Origin of the sequence: uncultured Microbacterium sp. (genome assembly GCF_963528945.1) — a bacterium.
Classification (GTDB): domain Bacteria; phylum Actinomycetota; class Actinomycetes; order Actinomycetales; family Microbacteriaceae; genus Microbacterium.
This window is the reverse complement of the sequence record NZ_CAURWX010000001.1, coordinates 636509-660715: the sequence shown is the minus strand read 5'-3', so window position 1 is coordinate 660715 and position 24207 is coordinate 636509. Positions and strand designations below refer to the sequence as shown.

The window sequence follows — 24207 nt, the reverse complement described above, 5'->3', positions numbered from 1 at the left end:
CCGGCGTGACCGCTGTGGGCGTCGCTCTCGGCGTGCCCATCGTAGCTGTGGTGAGCGTGGTGGTCGTGACCGTGGTCTGCCGTCTCAGTGGTGGTGTGAGACGCGGTGTGCTGCATCGCTGTGTGGTCGTGCTGGCTCATGACGAGCCTCCTTCACTTCTGACGCGTGACGAGTGAGTGGGAGTGTGCGGGCTCAGCCCTGGGTTGAGAGGGCGTAGCCTGCTTCTTCAACCGCGGCCGTGATGGCGTCGCCGTCGATGTCGGTTTGGCTGTGGATGGTCACGCGCGACGTGCCACCCGCGTTCAGGTCGACAGTGACACTGTCGACGCCCGCGATGGCGGTCAGCTCTTCGGTGACACTGGAGACACAGTGCGAGCACGTCATGCCGTCCACCAGTACCTCCTGGGTAACCGCGGATGCCGCAGTCACGTCGACGGCTTCTTTCGCAGGTGCGGCGCAGCAGGCGCATCCGGCGGCGGCGTCCTTCAGGCGGAGTTCGATGCGTTCAGTCATGATGATCCTCCAGGGGTGTCAGGAACGGACGAGACGGGCAATCGCCTCGTTGGCTTCACGGATCTTCTCGGCAGCCACCTGGCCACCCTCGGCGCTGGCTTCAGCGACGCAATGACTCAGGTGATCTCCGAGCAACGACAGGGCCACGGTTTCCAAAGCCTTTGTCGCCGCAGACACCTGCGTGAGGATGTCGATGCAGTACTTGTCCTCGTCGACCATCCGCGCGATTCCGCGTACCTGGCCCTCCACTCGCCGCAGGCGCTGCTGCAGCGCGTCCTTGTCGTGCGCGTATCCGTTCATGCCACCGACTATACCCCCCGGGGGTATACGAGTGGCTCGAATCGGTCAAAGTGAGACCTGATGCCGTGCGGACCCGCTTGCAGGACACCGCGATGCGGAAATCCCCTCCGCCGGGGAGGCGACTACTCAGGCAAGTCGCCTCCGGCGCTCCCAGTCCTGGGTCGCCATCTGCACGGCGTCCCAGGGCGAACCGAGCGGCGGCGTATAGGAAAGGTCGAGGTCGCTCATCTGAGCGACGGTCATGCCGTGGTGCAGTGCCGTGGCGTACGTGTCGACGCGCTTGGCGATCTCTGCGGATCGCTGGCCGACGAGTTGAGCGCCGAGGAGACGGCCGTCACGGTCTCCGGTGATGCGGATGTTGATGGGGGTCGCGCCCGGGTAGTAGGCCTTGTGGTCGTTCGGCGTTGAGGATGCGGAGAACGGGGTGAAGCCAGCAGCCCTGGCTTCGTGGTCGCGGAGTCCGGTGCGGGCGGCGACCAGGTCGAAGATCTTGACGACCTGGGTGCCGAGACTCCCGGCGAAGCGGGCGTCGCCCCCGATGGCGTTCTCTCCGGCGACGCGTCCCTGCTTGTGGGCGGTGGTGCCGAGTGGGAGGTAGGTGGTTCCGAGGAGGCGGTGATGGGTGACGACGCCGTCGCCGGCAGCCCAGACATTCGGCAGGCCGGTACGCATCTGCTCGTCGACACTGACGGCGCCGCCAGGGCCGGTGGTGGCACCGGCTGCGGTGAGCAGCGTGGTGTTGGGGCGCACGCCGACGACGACGAGCACGACGTCCGCTGTGCGTTCGAATGTCTGTCCGTCGTATGCGCCTGCGACGGTGATACCGCGGTCGGCGCGGCTGATGGTTTCGATGCGCGTGTTTGTGACGACGTCGACTCCGTGGCGACTGAGCTCATCATGGACAAGGGCACCCAACTCGGCGTCGACGGTGGAGAGCACCTCCGGCCCACGCTGGATCTGGGTGACCCGGAGTCCCCGCACGGTGAGGGCCTCGGCCATCTCGAGACCGACGTAGCCGGCGCCGACGATGATGGCCGTCTCCGGCTTGTTGTCGTCGAGGTAGCGCTCGAGGGCGAAGGTGTCGCCCATGGAGTGCAGCAGGTGCACGCCGTCTTGAGGGCCGAGCTGGTCGAGGCCCGTGATGCCCGCGGTGGAGGGCGAGGCGCCGGTGCCGACCATGAGCTCGTCGTACGGGATGGTCGATTCGGCACCGTGCTCGTCGCGGACGGTGAGGTGCCGGCCGGCGACGTCGATGTCGGTGGCGAGGGTGTTCAGGCGCAGGTTCATGCCGGTCGCTTCGAGGTCGGCGTGGGTGCGGTGAGCGAGGGATTGCCAGGGCTGGACTTCGCGGGAGAAGTAGTACGGGATGCCGCAGATGGAGAAGTTCGGGTAGGCGTCGGCGACGACGACGGTGACGTCGACGGACGGGTCGAGTTCGCGGGCGCGGAGGGCGGTGGAGATGCCGGCGTCGCTTCCGCCGATGGCTACGAGGTGCATGGTGGGCCTTTCAGGAGTGGGCGGGAACGACGACGTCGCCGGCCGTGGCCGCGACGCGTGGGTAGAGGGCGACGACGAGCATGAGGCCGATGGCGCCGCCGACGAGCTGCGCGACGAGGAACGGCAGTACTGCGACCGGGGCGATGCCGGCGAAGGTGTCGGTGAACATGCGCGCGATGGTGACGGTCGGATTGGCGAAGGACGTGGAGCTGGTGAACCAGTACGCCGCTCCGATGTACGCGCCGGCAGCTGCAGCGGTGACGGTCGGTGTCGCTGTCCGTGCGAGCGCGAAGATCAGGAAGACGAGCCCCGCGGTGGCGACGACCTCGCCGACGAGGTGCCCGAACGAGACACGGTTGTTCCCGGAGAAGGCGGGCGCGACATCGAACATCACCCCCGCGAGGAGCGTTCCGCCGATACCACCGAGGATCTGTGCCACCAGGTACGGGACGACGTCACGGGCAGGGAGTGCTCCCGCGGTACGGCGCCCGAGCACGTAGTCGGCGAGCGTGACGACGGGGTTGAAGTGGGCGCCGGAGACGGGGCCGAACATGAGGATGAAGACCGCGAGTCCCAGAGCGGTCGTCAGGCTGTTCTCTAAGAGCTGCAGCCCGGTGTCCCCGGGCGACAGACGTTGCGCGGCGATACCGGAGCCGACGACCGTCGTGACGAGGAGGGCTGTGCCGAGAAACTCGGCCAGAAACCGTCGAGCAGGCGACGGGCGGTGGGGTGCGTGTTCATTCATGGCTGGCCCATCTTGACTCAGACATGTTCACTCAGTCAAGATTGAGTCAATGAACAGTGAAAGAAGTGATCTCGACCGGCGAGCGGCGAAGCACGCGGCGCTCGGTGACGCGTCGCGGCTGCGGATCGTCGACCTGCTCACGCTCGGCGACCTCTCGCCCAAGGAGATCGGCGTCACGCTCGACCTGCCCTCCAACCTCGTCGCACACCACCTCGGCGTGCTGGAGTCCGTCGGGATGGTCGCCCGCTCCCGGTCGGAGGCGGACAAGCGGCGCAGCTATGTGCATCTGACCGCCAGCGCTCTCGACGACCTGGTTCCGGCACCGTTGGAGCGTGCGCAGCGGGTGCTGTTCGTCTGCACCGCGAACTCCGCACGCTCACAGCTCGCGGCCGCTCTGTGGTCGCAGCACAGCAGCATCCCCGCGGCATCCGGGGGGACTCACCCCGCCGACCGCATCGCCGACGGCGCGGTCCACACTGCCCGGCGGCATGACCTGCCACTCCCGGATGCGGCGCCACGGCATCTGGACGAGGTGGCGACGGAGACCGACTTCATCGTCACCGTCTGCGACAGCGCGCATGAGGCGCTCAGCCCGCGCGGCCATCTGCACTGGTCGATCCCGGACCCCGTGCGCGTCGGTGACGAGAGTGCCTTCGACGCCGCCTACGACGACCTCGAGCGTCGCATCAGCGAACTCGCTCCCCGCCTGACCCCTACCCTCTGAAAGACCACGCACGTGACCTCTGTTCCCACTGTCCTGTTCATCTGCCAGCACAACGCGGGCCGCTCGCAGCTCGGCGCAGCCCTCCTCGAGCACCTCGCCGGCGACCGTTTCACTGCGACCTCCGCCGGGCTCGCCCCCGCCGACGCGGTGAATCCCGCTGTCGCCGCGACCGTCGCCGAGCTCGACATGGACATCACCGACCGCGTCCCCCGCGCCGTCACCGAAGCCGACCTCCAGGACGCGGACATCGTCGTTCTCATGAAGCCCGGACTCGAGCTCCCGGCCACCCCTCGGGGCAAGGTGCTTCAGTGGGAGTTCCCCAACCCCGAGACATGGGATGCCGACGCCGTACGCCCCCTGCGCGACGCGGTCTCGGCGAAGATCACCGAGACGCTGCTCACCCGCTGACTCAGACCGACGCCGGCGCACGACCGATCTGCAGCACCTGCGCCGGCGGAGCACAGCATGCTCCACCCAGCGACGCCCCGGAGGCATCGAAGATACCCGCACCCCCGCAGACACCCGTGTCCGGGAGAACGAGCTCCACGCGCCGGGCGGCCTCGTGGTCACCGACCAGTTCAGCCACCACGCTGCGAACCTGCTCATAACCGGTCAACGCGAGGAACGTCGGCGCTCGACCGTACGACTTGGCACCCACCATGTAGAAGCCGGGCTCGGGGTGTGCGAGGTCTGCAGCGCCGGTGGCGGCAACCGAACCGCACGAGTGGATGTTTGGGTCGATCTCCGCCGCAATCTTGGCGGGTGCCTCCAGTGTGGCATCCAGCTCCAGCCGCAGCTCGGACAGGAATGAGAGGTCCGGACGGAATCCCGTCAGTACGACGACGCGGTCTGCGGTCAGCGTGCGACCATCCTCGGCGGCGAGGACCACGCCGTCAGACTCCTCAGCGACGCGCTCCACTCGGAACCCGGTGACGACATCGACGAGACCGGCGTCGACGAGCTCCTTGGCTTTGATGCCCAGCGCGCCGCGCGCGGGCAACTCGTCAGCGTCGCCGCCACCGAAGGCGCTCGCTGCCGTCGCTCTGCGGATCGCCCACGTGACCTTGGTGGAAGGATCGCGTCGCGCCATCCGCGCCAACGCCAGCACGGCGGTGATGGCCGAATGGCCGGATCCGATGACGACGGTGTGTGCGCCAGCGAACTCGCTCGCCTTCCGGAAGTCCGGGATTCGATACGTCAGCCGCTCAGCGGCCCCTCGTTCCCCCAGCGCCGGCAGCCCGTCGGCTCCGGCCGGGTTCGGGCTCTGCCAGGTTCCGGATGCATCGATGACCGCTCGTGCGTGCAGCCGGTACTCCCCGTCCCCCGACGCGACATGAACGGTGAACGGCTGCTCACCTCGTCCGGCATCCACCAACCGATCCCGGCCTCGTCGGGACACGCCGGTCACGCGGGACCCGTACCGGATGCGGTCTCCGAGCAGTTCAGCGAGGGGTTTCAGGTACGACGCGATCCACTGGCTCCCGGTCGGGTACCCCGACTGCGGCGCCATCCATCCCGTCGGCGCGAGCAAGCGGGCGGACGCGGAATCGACGAGCTCGCGCCACTCGGAGAACAACCGCACGTGCCCCCACTCGGCGACCGCCGACGCGACACCTTTCCCCGCTTCGAGAACGACGACCTCTTCGCCGCGTTCCACCAGATGTGCGGCCGCCGCCAAGCCCTGCGGACCTGCACCGATGACGACGACGGGCAATGACTCATTCATCCTGACCTCCTCTGTTCGACGTATCGAGACTTGTCGATACATCGACAGATGTCAATACGTGTGGCAGACTCGAACCGTGACGACCCCACTTCCGCTTCTCGACGCAGACGCCGACGCCTGCTGCTCACGAGTGACCGACGGCGTGCTCGCGGTCGAAGACGCCGAACGGATCTCCGCCACGTTCAAGGCGCTCGGAGACCCGACGCGTCTCCGACTGCTGTCGCTCATCGCCGCATCCGAGGGCGGAGAAGCGTGCATCTGCGACCTGACCGAGCCGGTCGGCCTTTCGCAGCCCACGGTGTCCCATCACATGCGCCTGCTCGTCGACGCGGGCCTCGCCACCCGGGAACAGCGCGGACGATGGGCCTACTACCGCGTCATGCCGGATACGTTGGAACAAGCATCACGTGCAATCCGGCCCTGAGGCTGACGGTCGACCGCGACACTGGCGCGCCGCCGCGGACGAGTAGCTCTGACTTCGTCATAATGCTGAAAAGCACGCCTCAACGGCTGATGTAGGTGACCGGAGGTAACCTGTGTTCATGCGAGCTTCTGAAGACAACCTGGCACTGCTCGCCCTTGCCAGTCGCCCGAAGTTCTCCTGGGCATCCACGCGCCTGCAGATCGAGCAGCTTGGTTCACCCAGCGCGGTTCTCGAGTCCTCCTACGACGGGCAGCTCATCAATGGCGAACGGGATGCCGAGCTCCAAGCTGCCGCGGAGACAATCGCTGATCTCGAGCGCCGTTCCATCCATGTGTCAACTGTGGTTAGCGACGACTACCCTGCCGCACTCCGGACTGTTCACGACGCGCCTCCGGTTCTGTACTGGCAAGGGTCGATGGCCAGCCAGGACAGCAACGCCGTCGCCATCGTCGGAACTCGCCACCCCAGCCAGGGCGGTGAGATCTTCGCGCGCGATCTCGCGCGAATCCTCGCCACCAATGATGTGCCGGTGGTCAGCGGACTCGCGAGAGGAATCGACACTGTCGCCATACGCGCCTCGCTCGAAGCCGGAGGACGCACTGTCGGCGTAATCGGCACTGGCCATGGCATCTACTACCCGCGGGAGAACTCGGCGCTTCAAGACGAACTGGCGAAGAATCACCTGCTCTTGTCTCAGTTCCCACCGGGCGCCGCAGCGAGCAAGCGATCCTTCCCGATGCGAAACGTGGTCATGTCCGGCTTCTCCTCCGCGACCGTGATTGCCGAGGCTGGTGAGACGTCCGGCACCCGCATCCAGGCCCGCGCCGCGGTTCGGCATGGGCGTCCCCTCATATTGAGTGCGCATGTAGCGAACACCATCGTGTGGGCGCGCGACCTGCTGCAGGCCGGGTATGACATTTCGGTCGCACGGGACGCGGTGGAGGCGGCCGATCTCGTTCTCGCCCTTCACCGTCGACGCGACGAGGCCGCACATGGGATGTCGTTCGGCACGCTGCTCGCGTCGTGACCGCGTCGGAGTTCGACGACCTAGAGCGCGTCATTCGAGGCGCGTATCGCAACGTGCCACCGCCCGGTCCGGGCCTATGCGAACTCTGCTCCGCACCGACTACGTCGCAGAGCTACAGTCACTGTGTGCCATGCGACGCGTACCTTCGGTCCGGCATTCAACTCGCGCAGGGCGGAGTGGTCCCCCTTAGCTGGGCTCCGATGGATTCCCAGGGTTACCAAGACCTGCGGCAGTACAAGGAGCCCAGCGTCACTCCCGACCAACTCGGGCGGCTGCGCACGATGTTCGCACTAGCCTTCACGCGACACTCCGGATGCCTGGCGAAAAAGGACGACACTCGCCCGCTCGCGGTCACGTACGTGCCGAGCACCAGCGGACTCCGTCCAGGACCGCACCCTCTCAGGGAAAACTTCATCTCGATGCTGAGCGACAATGTGCCGCGAGTTGAAGTCCGCTATGTCGGCCCGGTTGGAGGAACCAGAAACTCCCGACGAGCGCTCGCCCCCGATCACTGGGAGTTTGACATGCCGCCGCAGAATCCTGGCCGCGTGCTGGTGTTCGATGACACGTGGGTCACCGGCGGACATGCTCAATCTGTTGCGGCAGCTTTTGAGCGGCAGGGCGTCGCTGCCCGAATAGTTGTTCTCGGCCGAGCTCTGGATCCGTCACGGGGCGACCACGGCGGCTTTCTGCGTGCCCACCCGGCACAGCCTTTCGATAGCAGCGTTTGCCCCGTCCATCGCGTTGAGCATTAGACACCCCATCGCGGAGGTTGAGGTAGCAGCCAGGCCCGGGACGCAATGCTGCAATGGGCGTCTCGCGGTCAATTGGCGCGCGGCGTCGCCGCCTTGTCACTCCGGGATTCTCGATCCAACCGTCGCTTCATCGCCTTCAATCGTGCGTCCGCCCGCGCCGCCGCGCCGCTCTCCTCGTCCTCCAACGCACCCGCGATACTTGCTGGTTCCTTCTTCCATGATTCGAGTAACGGAAGGAACTCATCCAGCTCTCGGTTCATGCGCGAAGGGTGCCGGCGCTGCGCGACTTCTTTCGCACTCAACTCTTTGAGTTCGAGGTCTAGGGCGCCTAGCCGTCGCCTGTACAACTTCAACAACCGAAGCCCGTTCTCCTCACCCTCCCTTTCAAGACGACGCTCGATCTGCTTCATCTGCTCGCGAAGTTGCTTACCCGCGTCGTCGTCATAGACGTGGTAGAGCCCGAACTTCGCGCGCCAGGTGGACTCGGCGAGCCATTCACGTACGTCTACGGCTACGCCACGACGGAATCGCGCGTCTCTGTCGTCCCGGTCCTCGGCTCGGTGTTTCTCCACAATCTCGTTCGCCTTCGTGGACGTCCGCCAAGAGAAGAAAGCGACCACCAGAGCAGCGAGCGCGAGAACAACGGTCGCGATTGGCGACCAGTACTCGTTCACAGGATTTTCGGGAAAGCGCTCCGAAATGAGTGCGATGAGCGACTCAATCGCGTCACGAATCCCAGCCGGATCCTCGGGCTGAACGCTTGGCGTAGGTGTTGGGCTCGGAGAGGCTAGTCGTAGCACGGTTCCTGAATCTAGCGTACGGCCAACCACTAGGTTCTTCTGCCCGATGGTTGCCGAGCACTCAACCGGTCTGCAGCGCACGGGTCGCCATGTACTCCTCAGCTGCTGGCTCGAGCTTGAAGTCGAGGAGCTCGACGGAGTGCGCCTTCAACACCTCTCGCACCTCGGTTGGGGTGGTCCGGAAGTACTCGCGGCGTAGGTTGATCTGGTTGATCCGCCTGTCGGCGAAGTGCTGGTGGAGCATTGCTTCGATGCTGACGGCATCGTCGGCGAAGAATAGGGCGTGGACGTCGAACCGGAACGGCACGGATGCGTCGCCGAGTTCGTTGACACGGTCCATCGGTTCAAGACGCCGGGTGAGGCCGATCTTCACCACGTCCGGCCCGAAAGAGCCGACGTTGCTGATGACGTACACGTAGCCGGCGCGGATGTTCGCTGCACGATAGTCGACATTCTCGATGGCGTGCTCGACATCAGCGAGCCGCGCCCGCATCCGCTCTGCACCTTCGAGGTCGCCATTGGCTTCGAGGGCCGCGATGGTGTTCGCGTAGTGTCCCCGCTCCTTCTCGAGGCGCGCCTTCTCAGCTGCCAGCTCCTTCTCCGCCTTGCGCTGCTCCCGGAGCTCTTCACGGTGAGCCCGCTCGGCTTCCTTCTCTTCCTGGACAGCACGGAGATGCCGGTTGGCAAGTTCGAGCTCACGAAGCCGGAGCTGATGGAAGTACGGCGTGATGCTTAGGTCGATCATCGTGCCGAGCCGGGCGATCTGCTCTTGCGCCGTGGTGAGACGCTTCTGCGCGGTGGCCAGGTTCCCGGCGCGAACGGCCTTGACGCAGTTCTCGGCTTCGGCGTTGTAGGAGCGGAGCATGAGCTTCGACATGTCGCGAACGAACTTCGCACCCTTCGCGGTGCTGTTGTTGAAGGTGAAGTTGCTCGTCGCCTGCGTGGCTCGACCAGAACGAACCGCGGCCTTGATGTCTGCACGCAGCGCTTCGAGCTGCGTGGCCAAGGCGACGGAGTCTTCGGCGGGATGCTCGTAGTCGTACAGACCGAGCTCCTGGACCTCGACGGCACCGCGCAGGTCGAGGAGCGACGCTTCGGTCGACGCGATGTCCGCTTGACGAGACGCCAGCTCCCCGCTGGCGGCTGCGACCTGCGCGCGCACGCCGTCGACTTCCTGGTTCAGGTGACGCTTCAGATCATCGAGGGCGGCCACCTCTTGCAACCCGTACTGGTCGATGAGGCCTTGGAGCCGCGCGACCTCCGACCGGAGCTTCTCGGCGTGCTTGCGGGCGCCGACGAGCGGGATGTTCTCGAGCACTAGTGCGTTCTGGGTGCCGCCGGACACCGGGACCTGCACCGGTTCAGCAGAGGCTACGGGCGCCGCGCTCGGCTCAGGGCGCGGGGCGACCGCGCTCTGCGTCGCGAACGCGCGGGCCTCTGCCCGGCTGCGGGCCAACGGAGCGACGGCCTGGGCACCGCCAGCGAAGACATGCTCCGTCCACGCCGTTCCATCCCAGTAGCGCTGTTCAAACTGCCCTGACGGGTCTGGATGCCAACCGGGCTGCGCAGTCTGTTCGGTCACTCGCTCAACGTAGCGCAGAGTCAAGTAGCCGACCGACCTCAGCGCTTTGGCGCCGATAGTGTCGAGCCATGGAACAACCGCGTCCATTCGAGAGAGGCCTGATTCGCGTTCCGGTGACAGATGCCGACGAGCTCGATGCCTCGCGCGTTCTCACCGAACGGCTGCTGCAGGTTGATACGCTCCTGGAGCGCTACGCGACCATCGCTCAGCTTCGAGCGAAGCCGACTTCGGAGCTCGGCGACGACGACCGACGCACGAGTTGGCTCCACTTGAGCCACTTCGTCGCATCCTGCATGTCCATGGCCACGGACAACCTCGCCGCCGCGAAGCAGTTACTTCTTCCACACGGCGAACAGCTCGAGCACCGTGTCACCGCTCACTTCCCACTTCTGCGCAGCGCGCTGGAGTCCACATCCACCGCGCTGTGGCTCCTCCGACCGGAAGTTCAACGCGACCGCATCGTCCGGCTGCTTCAGCTTCGCACGACCGACGTCGACTACGACTTGACGCTCGTCAAGGCCGCCGCCAAGCTCGCCGACCTCAGCACGCCCGAAGGAAGATCAGCTTCGCAAGCCGCCATCCGAGGTGCAGTCGCTCGCCGAAAGCGCCACTCGCAGCAGATGGCAAGGATTGCCGACGCTGAAGGCATCAGTGCCGACGAGTACACCGGCGGCGCTCCCGGACACGGTGTGATCGTCGAGCAAGCGACCGACTACCCCGACCTCAACGGCGGCTACACGTCGACGGTCTGGCGACTCATCTCCGGCCTCACTCACCCTTCCCCGCTCCGCATGATGAGCACGAGCAAACACGGCGACACTGTCGACAACGAAGACGGCACGCTCTACGTCGTCGCATCCATGAACGTCGCGCACACCACGAACGCACTGCTTGCCTCGATGATGACGTATCGCCGAGCCACCGAGACTCTCGCCGCGCGCATCTTGCGCGTCCACGCTCGACCCTAGCCACCAGGCTGGCCGCTCATACTCACTGGGCTCGGACCGGCGCCGTCATAGAACAGCGTCATGGGCGTCCCGCAGGGGCCCGGCGAGACAGGTCGACGGAAGTAGAGGATTACGGCCAAGCCAGCAGAGGATTGTCTCTAGCGACTGCACCAAACTCCCCCGGGATTACGCGGCAATACACCTTCCGCGTACAACCCACCACGTACGAGAAAGCCGCCTGGTTTCAGGCGGCTTTTCTCGTTGACGCTGGGTCTCGTTCCGGCGCGTGAATGCCGAAGCCGCCCGCGCAGCGGTCGCGGCCGCTGCATTCGTCACGGACGGGACGTCGGAGTCGGTGTCGCGTCCTCCACCGGCAGTCTCTGACGCCCGCGCGCCCGGCAGGAACGCGAACTAGCGCGCGTCCGCCCAGCCGGAGGCAGCGACGATGTCGGCGGCGATGTCTGAGACGGTGCGGCCGTCGGTGGCGATGCGGCTCACCGACCCGTCGGCGGCGTGGTCGAGCCGCCGCGCCGCGTCAGCACTGCGTCGGATGTGGGCATCCCGTCCTGATCCGATCTCCCGGCCCGCGAGTCGGGAGGCGGCGGTCTCGTCCGTCGCCGTCAGCAGGAACGAGAGCGCACGCACCTCGCCGCCGAGTGCGGCACTCAGGGTCGGGACGTGCAGCACACTGACCGTGTTCGTGAAGATGAGGCGCGCGTACCCGACGGCTCGATAGTTCGACCACGTAGCGGCGAGGTTCCGTTCGGCCAGATCGACGCCTGCACGCCACGGCTCCGGGTACGCCTGGTCGAGGTTGTCGCCCTCGATCACGGCATGACGCACGTCGAACGCCGCGAACTGCAGCGAGGCTTCCGCGGCGACGGAGGACTTGCCGACGCCCGAGCGCCCTCCGATGAACAGCACATGAGTCGGTCCCATCACTCGATCCTCCCTCACGCCTCCGAGACTGCGTCATCGACGACGCGGGAGTTCACCGTAGGGCAGTTGTGGGGTCGAGCGCTCCTGCGTCAGCCGAGCTTGCCGGCGTACATCGCGCGGTCGGCGCGATTCAGGGCGCTCTCCAGGGTGTCGTCGGCGTGGATCTGTGCCACGCCCCACGACCACGGGTGGCTGGCGTACTGACGCAGCCGCGCCATCACGGCCCGCGCCTCGTGCTCGTCGGTCTCGGGAAGCAGCATCGCGAACTCGTCGCCGCCGAGCCTGCCCACGATGTCGGTCTGACGGGAGAGTGACATCCACTGGGCGGAGAGGGAGCGCAGCACGTAGTCGCCGGCCGCGTGACCCGCCTCGTCGTTGACGGACTTGAACTTGTCGAGGTCGAGGACGACGATGCTCAGCGGCCGACCGTGGCGCGCCGCGCGACGCATCTCGAGTTCGGCCTTGGCCACGAACCCTCGGCGGTTGAGCGCCCCGGTCAGCGGGTCGGAGTGCGACTCAAGCCGGATCCTGTGCCGCACGAACAGGCCGGCCTCGAGGCACAGCCAGGTGAAGAACGCCGCGCCGATGAGGTTCGACGGGCCGAGCAGGGCCCCGGGCCCCGTGAACGGGCCGAGGGCCGCCGCGGTCCCCAGGACGACGACGATGGCGAGCTCTCCGGCGCGGGCCACCCTGGCGCCGTAGAACCAGGAGAAGAACATCGCCATGAGCGGCAGTTCCTGCAGCGCCGCGACGGCGTTCTGCCGCTCATCCGAGAAGCCGAGGTAGTAGACGGAGACGAGGGCATGGGCGAGCACGAGGGCCAGCCCGACCCAGTGCGGAAGTTCCACCCCGAAGAGGGCGACGAGCGCGAAGACACCGAGGCACACCAGTGCCGTTCCGCCGGAGAGGATCTGCTCCCACCGTGTGATGTCGGTCTCGAAGATCTCGATGACACCGAGCACGCCGAAGAGCAGGAACAGGCTGGCCGTGACGACCGAGTACGTCGACGTGCGTTCGCGGACGCGCGTGAGCCAGCCGACGCGCAGCCAGCGCAGTTCTTCCGCGTCTGCAACATGGATCCCCTGAATCACCATGCGTCTCTCCCCTTCCTCACCGTCGCAGACCTGCCTTGCACGACGTCCGCGTGTCTGCGCGGGCACCAGGCGGTATGCGGCCTCGTGCTCCTCGAACGTTTCGGACGACGCGGTTCCCCCGAACCGTGTCGTCACGTGGGTCACACCACTGGGGGAAGGGTGGTGTTCAGCGAGCGGATCGACGACACTCCCCGACGTCGACCCGCCTCCCCAGCTCGGAATCACACGTTAGCAGAGAATCGATGCGCTTGTCCCCCATTTGGGGGACAAGCCATCTTTCGGCGCACCGGTCCGTGTCGCGGCGCCGACCGGGGCTACAGTGAACCAATGACCTCCCCCGCGCGCGAAGACGCCGCCTCCGACGGCGCACCGGCGCGGGTGGTGTTCCAACCGATGGTCGATCTGCACGAGTGGCGCATCGTCGGTTTCGAGGCCCTCGCGCGCTTCCACGACGACGCGCCTCCCCCTGAGCATCTCGAGCGCGCATCGGCGTGCGGCGAACGCGAAGATCTCGAACTCCGTCTCCTCGCGCTCGCGATCGAGGACGCGCGCATGCTGCCGAAGGCCGCCGCAGTGACGCTGAACGCCTCCGGCACCACGATCCTCCGTCCTGAACTCGACAATCTGCTCTCCGGATGGGACCGCGTGTGGGGACTCGAGCTGTACGAGGGGGCGACCTCCGCCGACCTCGCCGAGGTGCGGGCGCGGGTGACCGCCCTCGGCGGCAACCTCCTCGTCGACGACGCGGGTGCCGGATGCGCGGACGAGTCGCGTATCGCGCAGCTGCAGCCCGACGTGGTGAAGATCGACCGCGCCCTGTTCTGGGCGGCCTTCGACCAACCCGACGCCCGTCGCCGGCTGGATCGGTTACGCACGGCCGCACGGGATGCAGGGGCGCTGGTGCTCGTCGAGGGCGTGTCGGAGCCGGCGCACGTCGACCTCGCGATCGAGCTCGGCGCCGATATCGCCCAGGGATTCCACCTGGGCGTGCCCACCCCCGCGGAAGACATCGATGCGTTGATCGAGGCTCTACACGGGAGCATCGGGGTGGATGCTCCGCGTTTCTGAACGCCGACTGGCACCCTGGTGCCGACGTCGGAACCGGAACCGCGGCAGGATCTTGATCATGCCGAGCACCAGGTAGACCACGGTGTTGATCGCCACGAACGTCGCCAGGACGCTGAACCAGTCCGACGAGAGGATCTCCGCCGGGAGCAGGATGCCCGCGTGCACCGGGTTCATGCCCGCACCTCCTTCGCGGCGCGATGCTCGACGTGCTTCCATGTCGCTCGGCGTCCGAAGGCGATCTCGAACACGCCCTTGAGGAACGCCAGGTTCAGGAAGCAGTCGAAGACGAGCTCGGGGAACACGAGCATCGCCACGATGCGCGCGCGCCACCCGCCTCTCCAGACCGTGACGGTGCGTTCGACGGCGAAGAGCACACCGATCCCCAACCAGAACGGGAACCACACCCACGTGTCCATGGCGAGGATCATGAGCAGGATCAGCGCGAAGTACGAGAAGAGCGCCACGACGCCGTAGCCGATGCCGATCTGCTGCGACCAGTACCGAAGTGTCTGCGGGGTGACGCCGTAGGAGCCGAGGTTCTCCAGCGCCCCGCGCTGCCATCGCAGCCGCTGGGCCCAGAGCATCCGCCACGTCGGCATCAACTCGGTGACGACCGTGCAGGCGGCCGGCGAGATGGTGAGGCCGCCCAGGGACTTGATCGCGATCGTGAGTTCGTTGTCCTCGGTCAGCGCGAACGTGTCGTACACCTCACCGGGCGTCCCCGGCAGCTGCGCGCCGCGCGCGGCGGCGACCGCCCGGAGAGCCGAGGCGCGGAACACCGACGCCGTGCCGGTCAGCACGAACACGCGTCCGTCCCGCCTCCGGATCTCGCGCTGATACCGGGTGTACTCGTTGCGCTGGAACTGGCCGAGAAGGCCGTGCCGCTGCTCCCCCTCGAACAGGCCGCCGACGGCCATGAGTGCACGGTCGTCGGTGAAGCGACGCGTCGCTTCTGCGAGGAACCCGGCGCCGATCTGACTGTCGGCATCCATCACCATCACGGTGTCGTTGTCACCGAGGGTGGGAAGCAGATCACGCAGCGCCTGATTGAGCGCCCCGCCCTTCTTGTGCACGTTCCCGACGGTCTCGTAGACGTCCGCACCGTGCTGTCGCGCGACCTCCACCGTGCGGTCGGTGCAGTTGTCGGCCACGACCACGATGCGAGTCGGGAGCTGCAGCTGGCCGCGTAGCGAGGCGAGGGTGAGTGGCAGCGACGCCTCCTCGTTGTGGGCGGGGATCAGCACGGTGACGGTCACGTCGCCGGAGAAGACACCGCGCGTCCGCGCCATCACGGCGCGCGGCGCGAGCGTGAGTCGTACCTTCTCGGGGGTCGCGCGGCGGTAGCGCGCCGCGACCACACGTTCGCTCACCGCCACCAGCAATGCGAAGAACAGCGCGATGGCGAGCGCGGTCGCCATCACCCCGAGGTTCGGCAGATCGCTGCTGTAGAGCACCTGCCAGATACCGGCGAGGGTGATCCGCGCCGGCTCCCACAGGGCAGGCGGGTTCGTCGCTGCGACACCCCACCACAGCAGACCGGCGCCGATCAACACCACGACGATCACCGCCAGCCCGACGGTCCGTTGAAAGAACCCGTTCACATCCACCCCTCCATCGCTCCCGCGCGCGCACCACGCGCCCGCATCGGCCCACGCGAAAGTTCGGAGCCGACGGAGAATCGGTTTGGCCCGCCTGTCGCTCACGACGCTGCGCGAGTGGTCCACGGAGCACTCACCCGGTCGTGGTGACGATACACCGCTGAGCCATCGCGACGGTCTCGACAAATCCCTCGCGGCGAGCGCATGCTGATCGCATGAGCGCATTCCAGACGGCACACGCCTTCAGCGGGTTCAGCGTCGACTCGATCGATGCCGCCCGATCGTTCTACCGAGACGTGCTGGGCATGGACGTCTCGACGAACGCCATGGGGTTCCTCGAGCTCCGACTCGCGGGCGACGCGATGATCCTCGTGTACGAGAAGCCCGATCACACACCGGCGGGCTTCACGATCCTGAACTTCCCGGTCGACGACATCGACGGCGCGGTGGACGAGCTCCGCGCGAAGGGTGTCGAGACGAAGATCTACTCCGACGCCGAGTTCCCCACCGACGATCGGGGGATCCTGCGCGGCGGGCCCGACCGCGGCCCCGACATCGCCTGGTTCCGCGACCCAGCGGGGAACGTTCTCGCCGTGCTGCGGCCGGCCTGAGCCGTGGGCCCCGGTCGCTCGGACCGGGGCCCCGCTGTCAGATCTCGCCGAGCGCCTGCAGGGGGATGGACACCCACCCGGGGCGGTTGCGCTTCTCGTAGACCGCTTCGTAGACCGCCTTGTCGGCGACGTACGCATTCAAGAGCGTGCGCTCCCCCTCGCTCAGGTGGGCGCCGCCGTCGTCGACAGAATCGGAATCCTCGTCGTCGGCACCGCGCATGGCCTCGATGTATGCATCGAGGAAGCATCCCCTCGCGCGCTCGGCCCATTCGCGACCGCGCTGGATGCGCAGATCGTCTTCCGCATCTTCGACAGGCTCGGTCGACGACGCCTGCGCCATCTCGACCACTCCGGGGACGTAGTCGAACGACCGCAGCATGCCGGCGACATCGCGCCAGGGCGAGTCGGGCAGCGCGCGCTCTGCGAATGGCCGCCCCGGCTCGCCCTCGAAGTCGACGATGCGCCACCCGTGGGCGGTGCGCAGCGTCTGCCCGAGGTGCAGATCGCCGTGCACGCGCTGCACGTCGAGGCCCGGCAGCTGGGCGACCGCGGCGTACGCGGCCCGCAGGCGGTCGGCGTGGGGTGCGAGCTCGGGCACCACGCCGAGGGCGTGCTCGAGCCGGTCCGCCATCGTGCGCGCGAGCGAGGCGGCCGCACGCGGGCCCCGCCGGTCGACGGGGAAGCGCTCGCGCAACGTGGCGTGCACCTCGGCGACCGCGGTGCCGAGGCGAGCGGCCTCGCCGGCGAAGTCGCCGCCCGACCCTTCGATGCTCTGCTCCGGGTCGGCCAACAGGGTCCGCACGCTGCCGGTGGCGAGGTCGAACCCGTCGGTCGCCGTCCGCAGGAACTCCTGCACCATCGCGAGCTGTACGACCTCGCCGTCGACGTCGGCCTCGACCCACCCGTACAGGACGGCGATGTGCTCGGCGCCCGCACGCGTGAGTTCGCGGTGGATCTCGATGTCGGGATTGAGTCCCGGGGTCACCTTGCGGAAGACCTTCATGATCGCCGTGTCATCGAATCGCACCGAGGAGTTCGACTGCTCGCCCGCGAGCGGCGAGGAGCGCAGAGCGGGGTCGAGCGCCTCGGTCCCGGGCACGCGACGGAAGCGCAGGCCCCCGCGCTCGTCGGTCTCGGATGCCTCGGCCGCGACGAGCCCCTCCAGCCACAGCGCCATCGCGTAGCGGTCGTGCACGGCGTCGTAGAGGTGGCGCACACGCCCCTCGTCTTCGACGGAGCCGATCGCCGCGTGCGAGATCGCCTCCTGGGGCTCGTCGTACGACGCCAGCGGCACCTGATAGGTCTCGCTGCCGCCCTCGGGGTCGTCGTACTCGACGGTCACGAGGAAGACGATGGCCTGCACGCGCCCGTCGGTGGCGGACAGGTCGGCGATGCGTCGCACGGCCGGCACGTGGAAGGGCCGGCTCTTGCCTCCGAACCAGCGCGTGCGGACGAGATAGTCCTCGAGGATCGCGTTCTCGATGAGGTTCACAGCATCCCCCTCTCGATCGCGTCCTCCGCGGGCGCCTGCAGCTGGAACCAGAAGAACCCGTGGCCGCCGAGGGTCAGCAGGTAGGGCAGCTCCCCCACGCGCGGGAAGGGCACGCCGCCCACGAGCTCGACCGGCACCATGCCCTCGAAGCGCCGCAGGTCGAGCTCGACCGGCTGCGGGAACTGCGAGAGGTTGTTCACGCACAGGATGACGTCGACGGTGCCGTCGTCGTTCGTGTGCTCCCGCGTGTACGACAGCACGGCGGGGTTCGACCCACCGAGGTCGTTGAAGCTGCCGAGGCCGAAGGCCGGGTGCTTCTTGCGCGCCTGGATCATGAGTCGCGTCCAGTGCAGCAACGACGAACGGTCCTCCTGCTGCGCCTCGACGTTGACCGAGAGGTAGCCGTACACGGGATCCTGCACGAGCGGCAGCGTGAGCTTGCCGGGGTTCGCGCTCGAGAAGCCCGCATTCCGGTCGGATGTCCACTGCATGGGAGTGCGGACACCGTCACGGTCGCCCAGCCAGATGTTGTCTCCCATGCCGATCTCGTCGCCGTAGTACAGCACCGGCGATCCGGGCAGCGACAGCAGAAGAGCGGTGAACAGCTCGATGCGGTCGACGTCGTTGTCGAGCAGGGGCGCGAGGCGCCGACGGATGCCGATGTTCGCCTTCATGCGCGGGTCCTGGGCGTACTCGCTCCACATGTAGTCGCGGTCCTCGTCGGTGACCATCTCGAGGGTGAGCTCGTCGTGGTTGCGCAGGAAGATGCCCCACTGGCATCCGGCGGGGATGGGCGGGGTGTCCGCGAGGATCTCGCTGATCGGGTAGCGCGACTCGCGCCGCACGGCCATGAAGATGCGCGGCATGACGGGGAAATGGAAGCACATGTGGCACTCGTCGCCACCGACCTCGGGGTCTCCGAAGTAGTCGACCACGTCGGCGGGCCACTGGTTCGCCTCAGCGAGCAGCACGCGGCCGGGGTACTCCTTGTCGACCATTCGGCGCACCACCTTGAGGAACTCGTGCGTCTCCGGCAGGTTCTCGCCGTTCGTGCCCGACCGCTCGAACAGGTACGGCACGGCGTCGAGGCGGAACCCATCGAGACCCATGTCGAGCCAGAACCGCATGGCGTCGAGCATCGCCTCCTGCACCTTCGGGTTGTCGAAGTTGAGGTCGGGCTGGTGGGCGAAGAAGCGGTGCCAGAAGTACTGCTGGCGCACCGGATCCCAAGTCCAGTTGCTGGGCTCGGTGTCGACGAAGATGATGCGGGCGTCCTCGTAGAGCTCGTCCGTGTCGCTCCATACGTAGAAGTCGCCGTACGGACCATCGGGGTCGCTGCGGCTCTCCTGGAACCACGGATGCTCGTCGCTCGTGTGGTTCATGACGAAGTCGATGATCACGCGCATGTCGCGCGCATGCGCCTCGTCGAGGAACTCCTTGAAGTCGGCTGTGGTGCCGAGGTCGGGCTGGATGCCGGTGTAATCGGCGACGTCGTATCCGCCGTCGCGCAGCGGGGACGGGAAGAACGGCGGCACCCACAGGCAATCGACTCCCAGCCAGTGCAGGTAGTCGAGCTTCTCGATGAGCCCGCGGAAGTCGCCGGAACCGTCTCCGTTGCTGTCGTTGAACGAGCGCACCAGCACCTCGTAGAACACGGCGGTCTTGAACCATTCCGGCGCGGGGCTCCCCGGGGTGTCCGGGAACGGCTCCTGGGTCAGGATCGGGATGGATGCCGTCGCGGGGGCCGGCTCGACGGCGGTCATGCAGTGGTCCTCAGGCAGGTCATGGGGTGAATCTTCCATACGCGCGGTCCGAAGTGTGTCCCCTTGCGCCCGCGGAGGCCGAAGGTGTACCGGCGTGCGTGTCGGGGGCGGTGTCGGCGGCCCGGCGTAGCATCCCGACCATGTCGTCGCCGCTCCCCCTCCCCGGCCCGTGCGCGTTGTGCGGGCACCGGGCAGGAGTCCGCACACGAAACGGCGCGCTGTCGTGCGCCCTCTGCGCGTGGCGGTTCGGCGACGTCCCCGACGACGACCTCCCGTTGCCTCGCATCGATGTCGTCTACTACCTGCGCTACGACCGTCGAGTGAAGATCGGCACGAGCCGACGCCCGCGGCAGCGGCTCGCGAGCATCCGTCATGACGAACTGCTCGCGTTCGAGCGCGGCGACCGCGCCCTCGAGCAGTCGCGGCACCGCGAGTTCGCCGAGCTGCGCGAGGGCGGCGAGTGGTTCACGTTCGCCGCACCGCTCGACGTCCATGTGGCGACCCTCCGCCGCGGTGGCGACCCGTGGCACCAGTACGCTCGCTGGCTCAGCGCCGAGCTGCGCCGCTGAGCTCCTCGCTCGCGAGTTGACATGAGTTGTGCACAATTTAATTGCGTGCAACACTATTCGACATGCCCGTGACCGATGAGATGGTGTGCTTCTCGCTGTACTCCGCCGCTCGAGCGACGACTCAGGCGTACCGCACGCTTCTGGCGCCGTGGGGGCTGACGTACCCGCAGTACCTCGTTCTCGCCATCCTCTGGCACGAGGGCGAGCAGACCATCGGGTCACTCGGCGACGCCATGCAACTCGACTCCGGCACACTCTCGCCCCTGGTGCGTCGACTCGAGCAGGCCGATCTGGTCACGCGGTCGCGCAGCACCACCGATGAGCGGGTCGTGACGGTGCAGCTGACCGAGCGCGGCGAAGGACTCCGCTCCGAGCTCGCCACGGTCGCGCTCGACGTCGCCCGCCTGTCGGGCATCCGCGACGACGCACACCGCCGCCGGCTCATCTCCGAACTCCAGGAACTCACGGCTCTGCTGCAGAACGCACGGAGCTGACCGCCGTCGTCGCGCGACCCGCGCCGACGCACACCACAGGAAGGAAATCCCCATGGAAGCCCTCTACACCGCAGAAGCGCTCGCCACCGGAGCCGGCCGAGACGGGCACGTCGCCACCGACGACCGCCGCGTCGAGTTCGACCTCGCCATCCCGAAGGCGATGGGAGGGAGCGGCGACGGCGCGAACCCCGAGCAGCTCTTCGCCGCCGGCTACGCCGCGTGCTTCCACTCCGCGCTGCAGTCGGTCGCGCGTGCACAGAAGGTGAAGCTCACCGACAGCTCGGTCGGAGCGCGCGTGCACATCGGCTCGAACGGTCAGGGCGGCTTCGGCCTCGCCGTCGAGCTCGAGGTCGTCATCCCCGACCTCCCCCACGAGCAGGCGCAGGCCCTCGCCGACGCTGCGCACCAGGTGTGCCCGTACTCGAACGCGACCCGCGGCAACATCGACGTCACGATCAGCGTCTCCGACGACTGAGGGAGGCAGAAGCATGCGCGCACTCATCCACGAATCCTTCGGCGAGGCGGAAGACGTCCTCGCCCCGCAGGAGCGTCCGACCCCGGATCCCGGCCCCGGCCAGGTGCGGATCAAGGTCCTGCTCTCCCCCATCCACAACCACGACCTCTGGACCGTCCGCGGCACCTACGGCTTCGTGCCCGAGCTTCCGGCACGCTCCGGCACCGAGGCGGTCGGCACCGTCGACGCGCTCGGTGACGGCGTGACGCACCTGTCGATCGGGCAGCGCGTCGCCACCGGTGGCACGTTCGGCGCGTGGGCCGAGTACATCGTCGCGGATGCCGCCGGCCTCATCCCGGTGCCCGACGGCCTGGCGGACGAGAGCGCCGCGCAGCTGGTGTCGATGCCGTTCAGCACGATCGCCCTGCTGCACTTCCTCGATGTCGCCGAGGGCGACTGGATCGTGCAGAACGCCGCGAACGGCGCCGTCGGCCGCATGCTCGCGCAGCTCGGGGCCGCCCGCGGGATCAACGTGATCGGCCTCGTGCGTCGGAGCGAGGGCGTCGACGAGCTGCGTGATCAGGGCATCGTCAACGTGATCGCCACCGATCAGGACGACTGGCGCGACCAGGTCGAGGCTCTCACCGGCGGCGCCGCGATCGTGGCCGGCGTCGACTCCGTCGGCGGACCGGCCTCGGGCGATGTGCTCTCGCTCCTCGGCGAGGGCGGCACGCTCGTCGCCTTCGGCGCGATGAACTCGCCCATCATGGAGATCGCCTCCGGCGACGTGATCTTCAAGCAGGCGGTCGTGAAGGGCTTCTGGGGCAGCAAGGTCACCCAGCAGCTCGACGCCGACACGAAGTCGGGCCTGTTCCGCGAACTGATCCAGCGGGTCGGTGACGGGACGCTGACACTGCCCGTCGCAGGCGTGTTCGACGCGGACGAGATCGCCGACGCGGTGCGCCTCAGCAAGACGCCCGGGCGGGTCGGCAAGGTGCTCCTGCGGTTCTGACACCGCCTGGCCGTATCGAAGGGGATCGCCGGCCGGCGGTCCCCTTCGTCATGCTCAGCGGAGGGCGAGCGCGATCGCGGTGACGACCACGGCGAGCAGGGGCAGCGTGCCCTGCATCAGGGCGGCCCGGGCCTTCGAGCGGTCGGAGAGGACCAGCACGAGTGCGGCGGCGAGCATCATGCCCGTACCGGCGAACACGAGGGTGAGCCCGATCGTCTCGAAGCCGAACAGCGCGAACCCGATGCCGAACAGCGTGGTGAGTGCCAGGAACAGGTTGTAGAAGCCCTGGTTGAACGCCAGCTGCTTGGTCGTCAGGGCATCCGCCTCGTTGGCGACCCCGAAGATCTTCCTCGTCTCGGGCTCGCTCCACTTCAGCGACTCCAGCGCGAAGATGAAGACGTGGAACGCGGCGGCGGCCGCGGCGAGGACGAGTCCGACGATCAGCATGGCTCGATTCTGACAGAACCGCCCACTGCTGTGTTCAGACCAGGAAGATCGGGAGCATGCCCGGGTTGTGCGCGTGCACCAGGACGCCGAACACCACGGCGTCGAACAGCAGGTGCACCGTGACCACGTACGCGAGCGAGTGCGTGCGCAGGAAGATGAAGCCCTGGAGCAGCGCGAACGGGATCGTCAGGAGCGGACCCCACTCGCGGTAGCCCAGCTCCCACAGGAACGAGACGAAGACGATCGTCTGCAGCACGTTGGCGAGGACGTCCGGGAAGTGCCGCCGCAGCAGCGCGAAGACCGTGCAGATGAAGAACAGTTCGTCCCAGATGCCCACGGCGCCCACACCGACGAACAGGCGCGCGATGAGGTCGGGAGTGTCGACGACCGGCCAGTTCTGGTAGACGCCGCTGGTGATGAAGTAGAAGGGCAGGATCAGCCACCCGAGCACGAGAACGGCGACGAGCCAGCCCCACTGCAGCCGACCCCAGCGGCGCCCACCGCGCCAGGGGAACGAGATCGCCCGATCCCGGAAGACGAAGCGCGAGACGACGTACGGCAGCACGACGGCACCGCCGAGGGCCAGCGTGAAACGCAACATGGCACCGTTGTCGAGCTCGGCCGCCAGGGGGATGACACTGACCACCAGCATCCCCAGGGCGATCAGCGAGAGATCGCGGGTGAGCGAGGGGGCGGATGCCCTCACCCGCCCGCGCTCCAGGAGCGCTGCGAGAGCGATACCCGCGGCGAGCAGGAGCCACCCCAGCCACGGCGTCTGGAGCACGAAGAAGGCGGGCGCTGCCGCGCAGACGAGGACGGCCGGGGCGAGACCGGCGCGGGCCGGAAGGCGGACGTCGTTCACGGCCGAGCGCGGCGACGGTAGACCAGGTCGCGGATATCCCGCCCCTTCGCGAGACCCTTGCGTTCGAACGCCGTCATCACGCGGCCGTCGAAACGATCGGCCCAGTCGCCCTCGAACGCCCGCTCGAACAACGGCTCGGCGTCGAGCACCTCGCGCATCTGCAGCGCGTAGTCCTCCCAGTCGGTCGCCAGCCGCAGCAGTCCGCCGTCGACGAGCGCCCTGGCCGCGTTGTCGGCGAAACCGGGGCGCACGAGCCGGCGCTTGGTGTGGCGCTTCTTGTGCCAGGGATCGGGGAAGAAGATCCACACCTCGCGGGCCGCCGACTCGGGAAGGTACGACGAGAGCACCTCGGGGGCGTTCGCCTCGACGACGCGGAGGTTGCGCGCGCCCTCCCGTTCGGCGTCGAGCATGGTGCGCGCGAGCCCGGCCCGGAACACCTCGACGGCCAGGAAGTCGGTGTCGGGACGTGCCGAGGCGGCCGCGACGATCGCGTGGCCCTGCCCGGAGCCGATCTCGACGATCAGGTCGGCCTCGCGTCCGTACTCGGCGGCGACGTCGAGGCGGGCCTCGGGGTGCACCGAGGTCCATGCGACGTCACGGGGAACGTCGAGGAGGTAGTGCGCGGCAAGATCGGTGAAGGCTCGTTCCTGCGCCTCCGACATGCGGCCGCTGCGGCGCACGAACGACACCGGTTCGTCGCGGAAGGTTCCTGGTTCGGGCATGGTTCCAGGGTATCCGGGCGCGCACCACGCCCCCGCCGCGCC

The 24207-nt window shown here is 67.6% G+C and carries 27 protein-coding genes; 11 read left to right on the top strand and 16 right to left on the bottom strand.

All coding sequences use genetic code 11. The features are described 5' to 3' along the window. Positions 1-192: 192 nt before the first annotated feature. From RWS82_RS02970 to RWS82_RS02955, 4 genes are all read right to left on the bottom strand, one after another. Positions 193-513 (bottom strand): heavy metal-associated domain-containing protein, encoded by a 321-nt coding sequence (locus RWS82_RS02970; protein ID WP_314646744.1) that lies wholly within the window; start codon positions 511-513, stop codon positions 193-195. 18 nt (positions 514-531) lie between these two features. Next, entirely contained in the window at positions 532-813 is a 282-nt protein-coding gene (locus RWS82_RS02965) for a metal-sensitive transcriptional regulator (protein ID WP_314646741.1), read from the bottom strand. A gap of 126 nt (positions 814-939) precedes the next feature. Continuing rightward, positions 940-2310 (bottom strand): FAD-dependent oxidoreductase, encoded by a 1371-nt coding sequence (locus RWS82_RS02960; protein WP_314646739.1) that lies wholly within the window; start codon positions 2308-2310, stop codon positions 940-942. 10 nt (positions 2311-2320) lie between these two features. Beyond that, positions 2321-3055: an MIP/aquaporin family protein gene (locus RWS82_RS02955; RefSeq protein ID WP_314646736.1), complete on the bottom strand. Its 735-nt coding sequence runs from the start codon at positions 3053-3055 to the stop codon at positions 2321-2323. 49 nt (positions 3056-3104) lie between these two features. On the opposite strand from RWS82_RS02955, the gene RWS82_RS02950 reads away from it, so the two are divergent. Both RWS82_RS02950 and RWS82_RS02945 read left to right on the top strand, forming a co-directional pair. Beyond that, on the top strand, positions 3105-3779 hold the full coding sequence (locus RWS82_RS02950; RefSeq protein ID WP_314646733.1) for a helix-turn-helix domain-containing protein: 675 nt from the start codon (positions 3105-3107) through the stop codon (positions 3777-3779). Positions 3780-3791: 12 nt separating this feature from the next. After that, complete coding sequence (locus RWS82_RS02945) at positions 3792-4187, top strand: low molecular weight phosphatase family protein (protein WP_314646731.1); 396 nt, start codon at positions 3792-3794, stop codon at positions 4185-4187. Between the two features lies 1 nt (position 4188). Here the strand turns inward: RWS82_RS02945 and RWS82_RS02940 are convergent, their stop codons facing one another. Beyond that, entirely contained in the window at positions 4189-5505 is a 1317-nt protein-coding gene (locus RWS82_RS02940; protein ID WP_314646729.1) for an NAD(P)-binding domain-containing protein, read from the bottom strand. Between the two features lie 76 nt (positions 5506-5581). Between RWS82_RS02940 and RWS82_RS02935 the strand changes: the two genes are divergently transcribed. Continuing rightward, on the top strand, positions 5582-5929 hold the full coding sequence (locus RWS82_RS02935) for an ArsR/SmtB family transcription factor (RefSeq protein WP_400190053.1): 348 nt from the start codon (positions 5582-5584) through the stop codon (positions 5927-5929). 118 nt (positions 5930-6047) lie between these two features. Beyond that, positions 6048-6956: a DNA-processing protein DprA gene (locus RWS82_RS02930; protein ID WP_314646727.1), complete on the top strand. Its 909-nt coding sequence runs from the start codon at positions 6048-6050 to the stop codon at positions 6954-6956. 823 nt (positions 6957-7779) lie between these two features. Here the strand turns inward: RWS82_RS02930 and RWS82_RS02925 are convergent. Together RWS82_RS02925 and RWS82_RS02920 are read right to left on the bottom strand one after the other, a co-directional pair. Next, complete coding sequence (locus RWS82_RS02925; protein WP_314646724.1) at positions 7780-8385, bottom strand: hypothetical protein; 606 nt, start codon at positions 8383-8385, stop codon at positions 7780-7782. Positions 8386-8572: 187 nt separating this feature from the next. Next, positions 8573-10093: a DUF4041 domain-containing protein gene (locus RWS82_RS02920; protein WP_314646722.1), complete on the bottom strand. Its 1521-nt coding sequence runs from the start codon at positions 10091-10093 to the stop codon at positions 8573-8575. A gap of 68 nt (positions 10094-10161) precedes the next feature. Between RWS82_RS02920 and RWS82_RS02915 the strand changes: the two genes are divergently transcribed. Next, positions 10162-11061, top strand: a complete 900-nt coding sequence (locus RWS82_RS02915; RefSeq protein WP_314646719.1) for a hypothetical protein — start codon at positions 10162-10164, stop codon at positions 11059-11061. Between the two features lie 390 nt (positions 11062-11451). Here the strand turns inward: RWS82_RS02915 and RWS82_RS02910 are convergent, their stop codons facing one another. Together RWS82_RS02910 and RWS82_RS02905 are read right to left on the bottom strand one after the other, a co-directional pair. Continuing rightward, positions 11452-11979 (bottom strand): adenylyl-sulfate kinase, encoded by a 528-nt coding sequence (locus RWS82_RS02910; RefSeq protein WP_314646716.1) that lies wholly within the window; start codon positions 11977-11979, stop codon positions 11452-11454. An 89-nt stretch (positions 11980-12068) separates the two neighbouring features. Next, on the bottom strand, positions 12069-13073 hold the full coding sequence (locus RWS82_RS02905) for a GGDEF domain-containing protein (RefSeq protein ID WP_314646713.1): 1005 nt from the start codon (positions 13071-13073) through the stop codon (positions 12069-12071). Between the two features lie 327 nt (positions 13074-13400). Between RWS82_RS02905 and RWS82_RS02900 the strand changes: the two genes are divergently transcribed. Further along, the gene (locus RWS82_RS02900) at positions 13401-14141 is read left to right on the top strand and encodes an EAL domain-containing protein (RefSeq protein WP_314646710.1); all 741 of its coding nucleotides are present in this window, start codon (positions 13401-13403) and stop codon (positions 14139-14141) included. On the opposite strand, the gene RWS82_RS02895 is transcribed toward RWS82_RS02900, so the two are convergent. Beyond that, positions 14103-14315, bottom strand: coding sequence for a hypothetical protein (locus RWS82_RS02895; protein ID WP_314646707.1), 213 nt, complete (start codon positions 14313-14315; stop codon positions 14103-14105). The genes RWS82_RS02900 and RWS82_RS02895 overlap by 39 nt on opposite strands. Next, positions 14312-15742 (bottom strand): glycosyltransferase family 2 protein, encoded by a 1431-nt coding sequence (locus RWS82_RS02890; protein WP_314646704.1) that lies wholly within the window; start codon positions 15740-15742, stop codon positions 14312-14314. Before RWS82_RS02890 ends, RWS82_RS02895 begins: the two co-directional genes overlap by 4 nt. A gap of 212 nt (positions 15743-15954) precedes the next feature. Here RWS82_RS02890 and RWS82_RS02885 point away from each other — a divergent pair, with 212 nt between their 5' ends. Then, complete coding sequence (locus RWS82_RS02885) at positions 15955-16350, top strand: VOC family protein (protein ID WP_314646701.1); 396 nt, start codon at positions 15955-15957, stop codon at positions 16348-16350. Positions 16351-16387: 37 nt separating this feature from the next. Here the strand turns inward: RWS82_RS02885 and RWS82_RS02880 are convergent, their stop codons facing one another. Both RWS82_RS02880 and treS read right to left on the bottom strand, forming a co-directional pair. Beyond that, on the bottom strand, positions 16388-17842 hold the full coding sequence (locus RWS82_RS02880; protein WP_314646698.1) for a maltokinase N-terminal cap-like domain-containing protein: 1455 nt from the start codon (positions 17840-17842) through the stop codon (positions 16388-16390). Continuing rightward, a complete protein-coding gene (treS, locus tag RWS82_RS02875) occupies positions 17839-19605 on the bottom strand; it encodes a maltose alpha-D-glucosyltransferase (protein WP_314646697.1) in 1767 nt (588 codons plus the stop codon). Before treS ends, RWS82_RS02880 begins: the two co-directional genes overlap by 4 nt. Before the next feature lie 140 nt (positions 19606-19745). Here treS and RWS82_RS02870 point away from each other — a divergent pair, with 140 nt between their 5' ends. The 4 genes from RWS82_RS02870 to RWS82_RS02855 all read left to right on the top strand — a co-directional run bounded on the left by RWS82_RS02870 (position 19746) and on the right by RWS82_RS02855 (position 22134). Next, positions 19746-20174, top strand: a complete 429-nt coding sequence (locus RWS82_RS02870) for a GIY-YIG nuclease family protein (protein WP_314646694.1) — start codon at positions 19746-19748, stop codon at positions 20172-20174. 62 nt (positions 20175-20236) lie between these two features. Beyond that, the gene (locus RWS82_RS02865) at positions 20237-20668 is read left to right on the top strand and encodes a MarR family transcriptional regulator (protein ID WP_314646692.1); all 432 of its coding nucleotides are present in this window, start codon (positions 20237-20239) and stop codon (positions 20666-20668) included. Between the two features lie 52 nt (positions 20669-20720). Then, positions 20721-21143, top strand: coding sequence for an organic hydroperoxide resistance protein (locus RWS82_RS02860; protein ID WP_314646690.1), 423 nt, complete (start codon positions 20721-20723; stop codon positions 21141-21143). A gap of 13 nt (positions 21144-21156) precedes the next feature. Beyond that, positions 21157-22134 carry a zinc-binding dehydrogenase gene (locus RWS82_RS02855; protein ID WP_314646687.1) on the top strand — a complete coding sequence of 326 codons (978 nt, stop codon included), beginning with the start codon at positions 21157-21159 and terminating at the stop codon, positions 22132-22134. Positions 22135-22188: 54 nt separating this feature from the next. On the opposite strand, the gene RWS82_RS02850 is transcribed toward RWS82_RS02855, so the two are convergent. From RWS82_RS02850 to trmB, 3 genes are read right to left on the bottom strand one after another with little or no spacing between them, the layout of a single operon-like run. After that, positions 22189-22581, bottom strand: a complete 393-nt coding sequence (locus RWS82_RS02850) for a DUF1304 domain-containing protein (protein WP_314646684.1) — start codon at positions 22579-22581, stop codon at positions 22189-22191. Between the two features lie 34 nt (positions 22582-22615). Continuing rightward, complete coding sequence (locus RWS82_RS02845; RefSeq protein ID WP_314646681.1) at positions 22616-23443, bottom strand: CPBP family intramembrane glutamic endopeptidase; 828 nt, start codon at positions 23441-23443, stop codon at positions 22616-22618. Beyond that, on the bottom strand, positions 23440-24165 hold the full coding sequence (gene trmB, locus RWS82_RS02840; RefSeq protein WP_314646679.1) for a tRNA (guanosine(46)-N7)-methyltransferase TrmB: 726 nt from the start codon (positions 24163-24165) through the stop codon (positions 23440-23442). Before trmB ends, RWS82_RS02845 begins: the two co-directional genes overlap by 4 nt. Positions 24166-24207: the final 42 nt, after the last annotated feature.

Bases quoted from the DNA above. Each gene is read 5' to 3' on its own strand.
- RWS82_RS02970 (WP_314646744.1), bottom strand. From the start codon at position 513: ATGACTGAACGCATCGAACTCCGCCTGAAGGACGCCGCCGCCGGATGC.
- RWS82_RS02965 (WP_314646741.1), bottom strand. From the start codon at position 813: ATGAACGGATACGCGCACGACAAGGACGCGCTGCAGCAGCGCCTGCGG.
- RWS82_RS02960 (WP_314646739.1), bottom strand. From the start codon at position 2,310: ATGCACCTCGTAGCCATCGGCGGAAGCGACGCCGGCATCTCCACCGCC.
- RWS82_RS02955 (WP_314646736.1), bottom strand. From the start codon at position 3,055: ATGAATGAACACGCACCCCACCGCCCGTCGCCTGCTCGACGGTTTCTG.
- RWS82_RS02950 (WP_314646733.1), top strand. From the start codon at position 3,105: ATGAACAGTGAAAGAAGTGATCTCGACCGGCGAGCGGCGAAGCACGCG.
- RWS82_RS02940 (WP_314646729.1), bottom strand. From the start codon at position 5,505: ATGAATGAGTCATTGCCCGTCGTCGTCATCGGTGCAGGTCCGCAGGGC.
- RWS82_RS02930 (WP_314646727.1), top strand. From the start codon at position 6,048: ATGCGAGCTTCTGAAGACAACCTGGCACTGCTCGCCCTTGCCAGTCGC.
- RWS82_RS02915 (WP_314646719.1), top strand. From the start codon at position 10,162: ATGGAACAACCGCGTCCATTCGAGAGAGGCCTGATTCGCGTTCCGGTG.
- RWS82_RS02910 (WP_314646716.1), bottom strand. From the start codon at position 11,979: ATGGGACCGACTCATGTGCTGTTCATCGGAGGGCGCTCGGGCGTCGGC.
- RWS82_RS02905 (WP_314646713.1), bottom strand. From the start codon at position 13,073: ATGGTGATTCAGGGGATCCATGTTGCAGACGCGGAAGAACTGCGCTGG.
- RWS82_RS02900 (WP_314646710.1), top strand. From the start codon at position 13,401: ATGACCTCCCCCGCGCGCGAAGACGCCGCCTCCGACGGCGCACCGGCG.
- RWS82_RS02895 (WP_314646707.1), bottom strand. From the start codon at position 14,315: ATGAACCCGGTGCACGCGGGCATCCTGCTCCCGGCGGAGATCCTCTCG.
- RWS82_RS02885 (WP_314646701.1), top strand. From the start codon at position 15,955: ATGAGCGCATTCCAGACGGCACACGCCTTCAGCGGGTTCAGCGTCGAC.
- treS (WP_314646697.1), bottom strand. From the start codon at position 19,605: ATGACCGCCGTCGAGCCGGCCCCCGCGACGGCATCCATCCCGATCCTG.
- RWS82_RS02870 (WP_314646694.1), top strand. From the start codon at position 19,746: ATGTCGTCGCCGCTCCCCCTCCCCGGCCCGTGCGCGTTGTGCGGGCAC.
- RWS82_RS02865 (WP_314646692.1), top strand. From the start codon at position 20,237: ATGCCCGTGACCGATGAGATGGTGTGCTTCTCGCTGTACTCCGCCGCT.
- RWS82_RS02860 (WP_314646690.1), top strand. From the start codon at position 20,721: ATGGAAGCCCTCTACACCGCAGAAGCGCTCGCCACCGGAGCCGGCCGA.
- RWS82_RS02855 (WP_314646687.1), top strand. From the start codon at position 21,157: ATGCGCGCACTCATCCACGAATCCTTCGGCGAGGCGGAAGACGTCCTC.
- RWS82_RS02850 (WP_314646684.1), bottom strand. From the start codon at position 22,581: ATGCTGATCGTCGGACTCGTCCTCGCCGCGGCCGCCGCCGCGTTCCAC.
- trmB (WP_314646679.1), bottom strand. From the start codon at position 24,165: ATGCCCGAACCAGGAACCTTCCGCGACGAACCGGTGTCGTTCGTGCGC.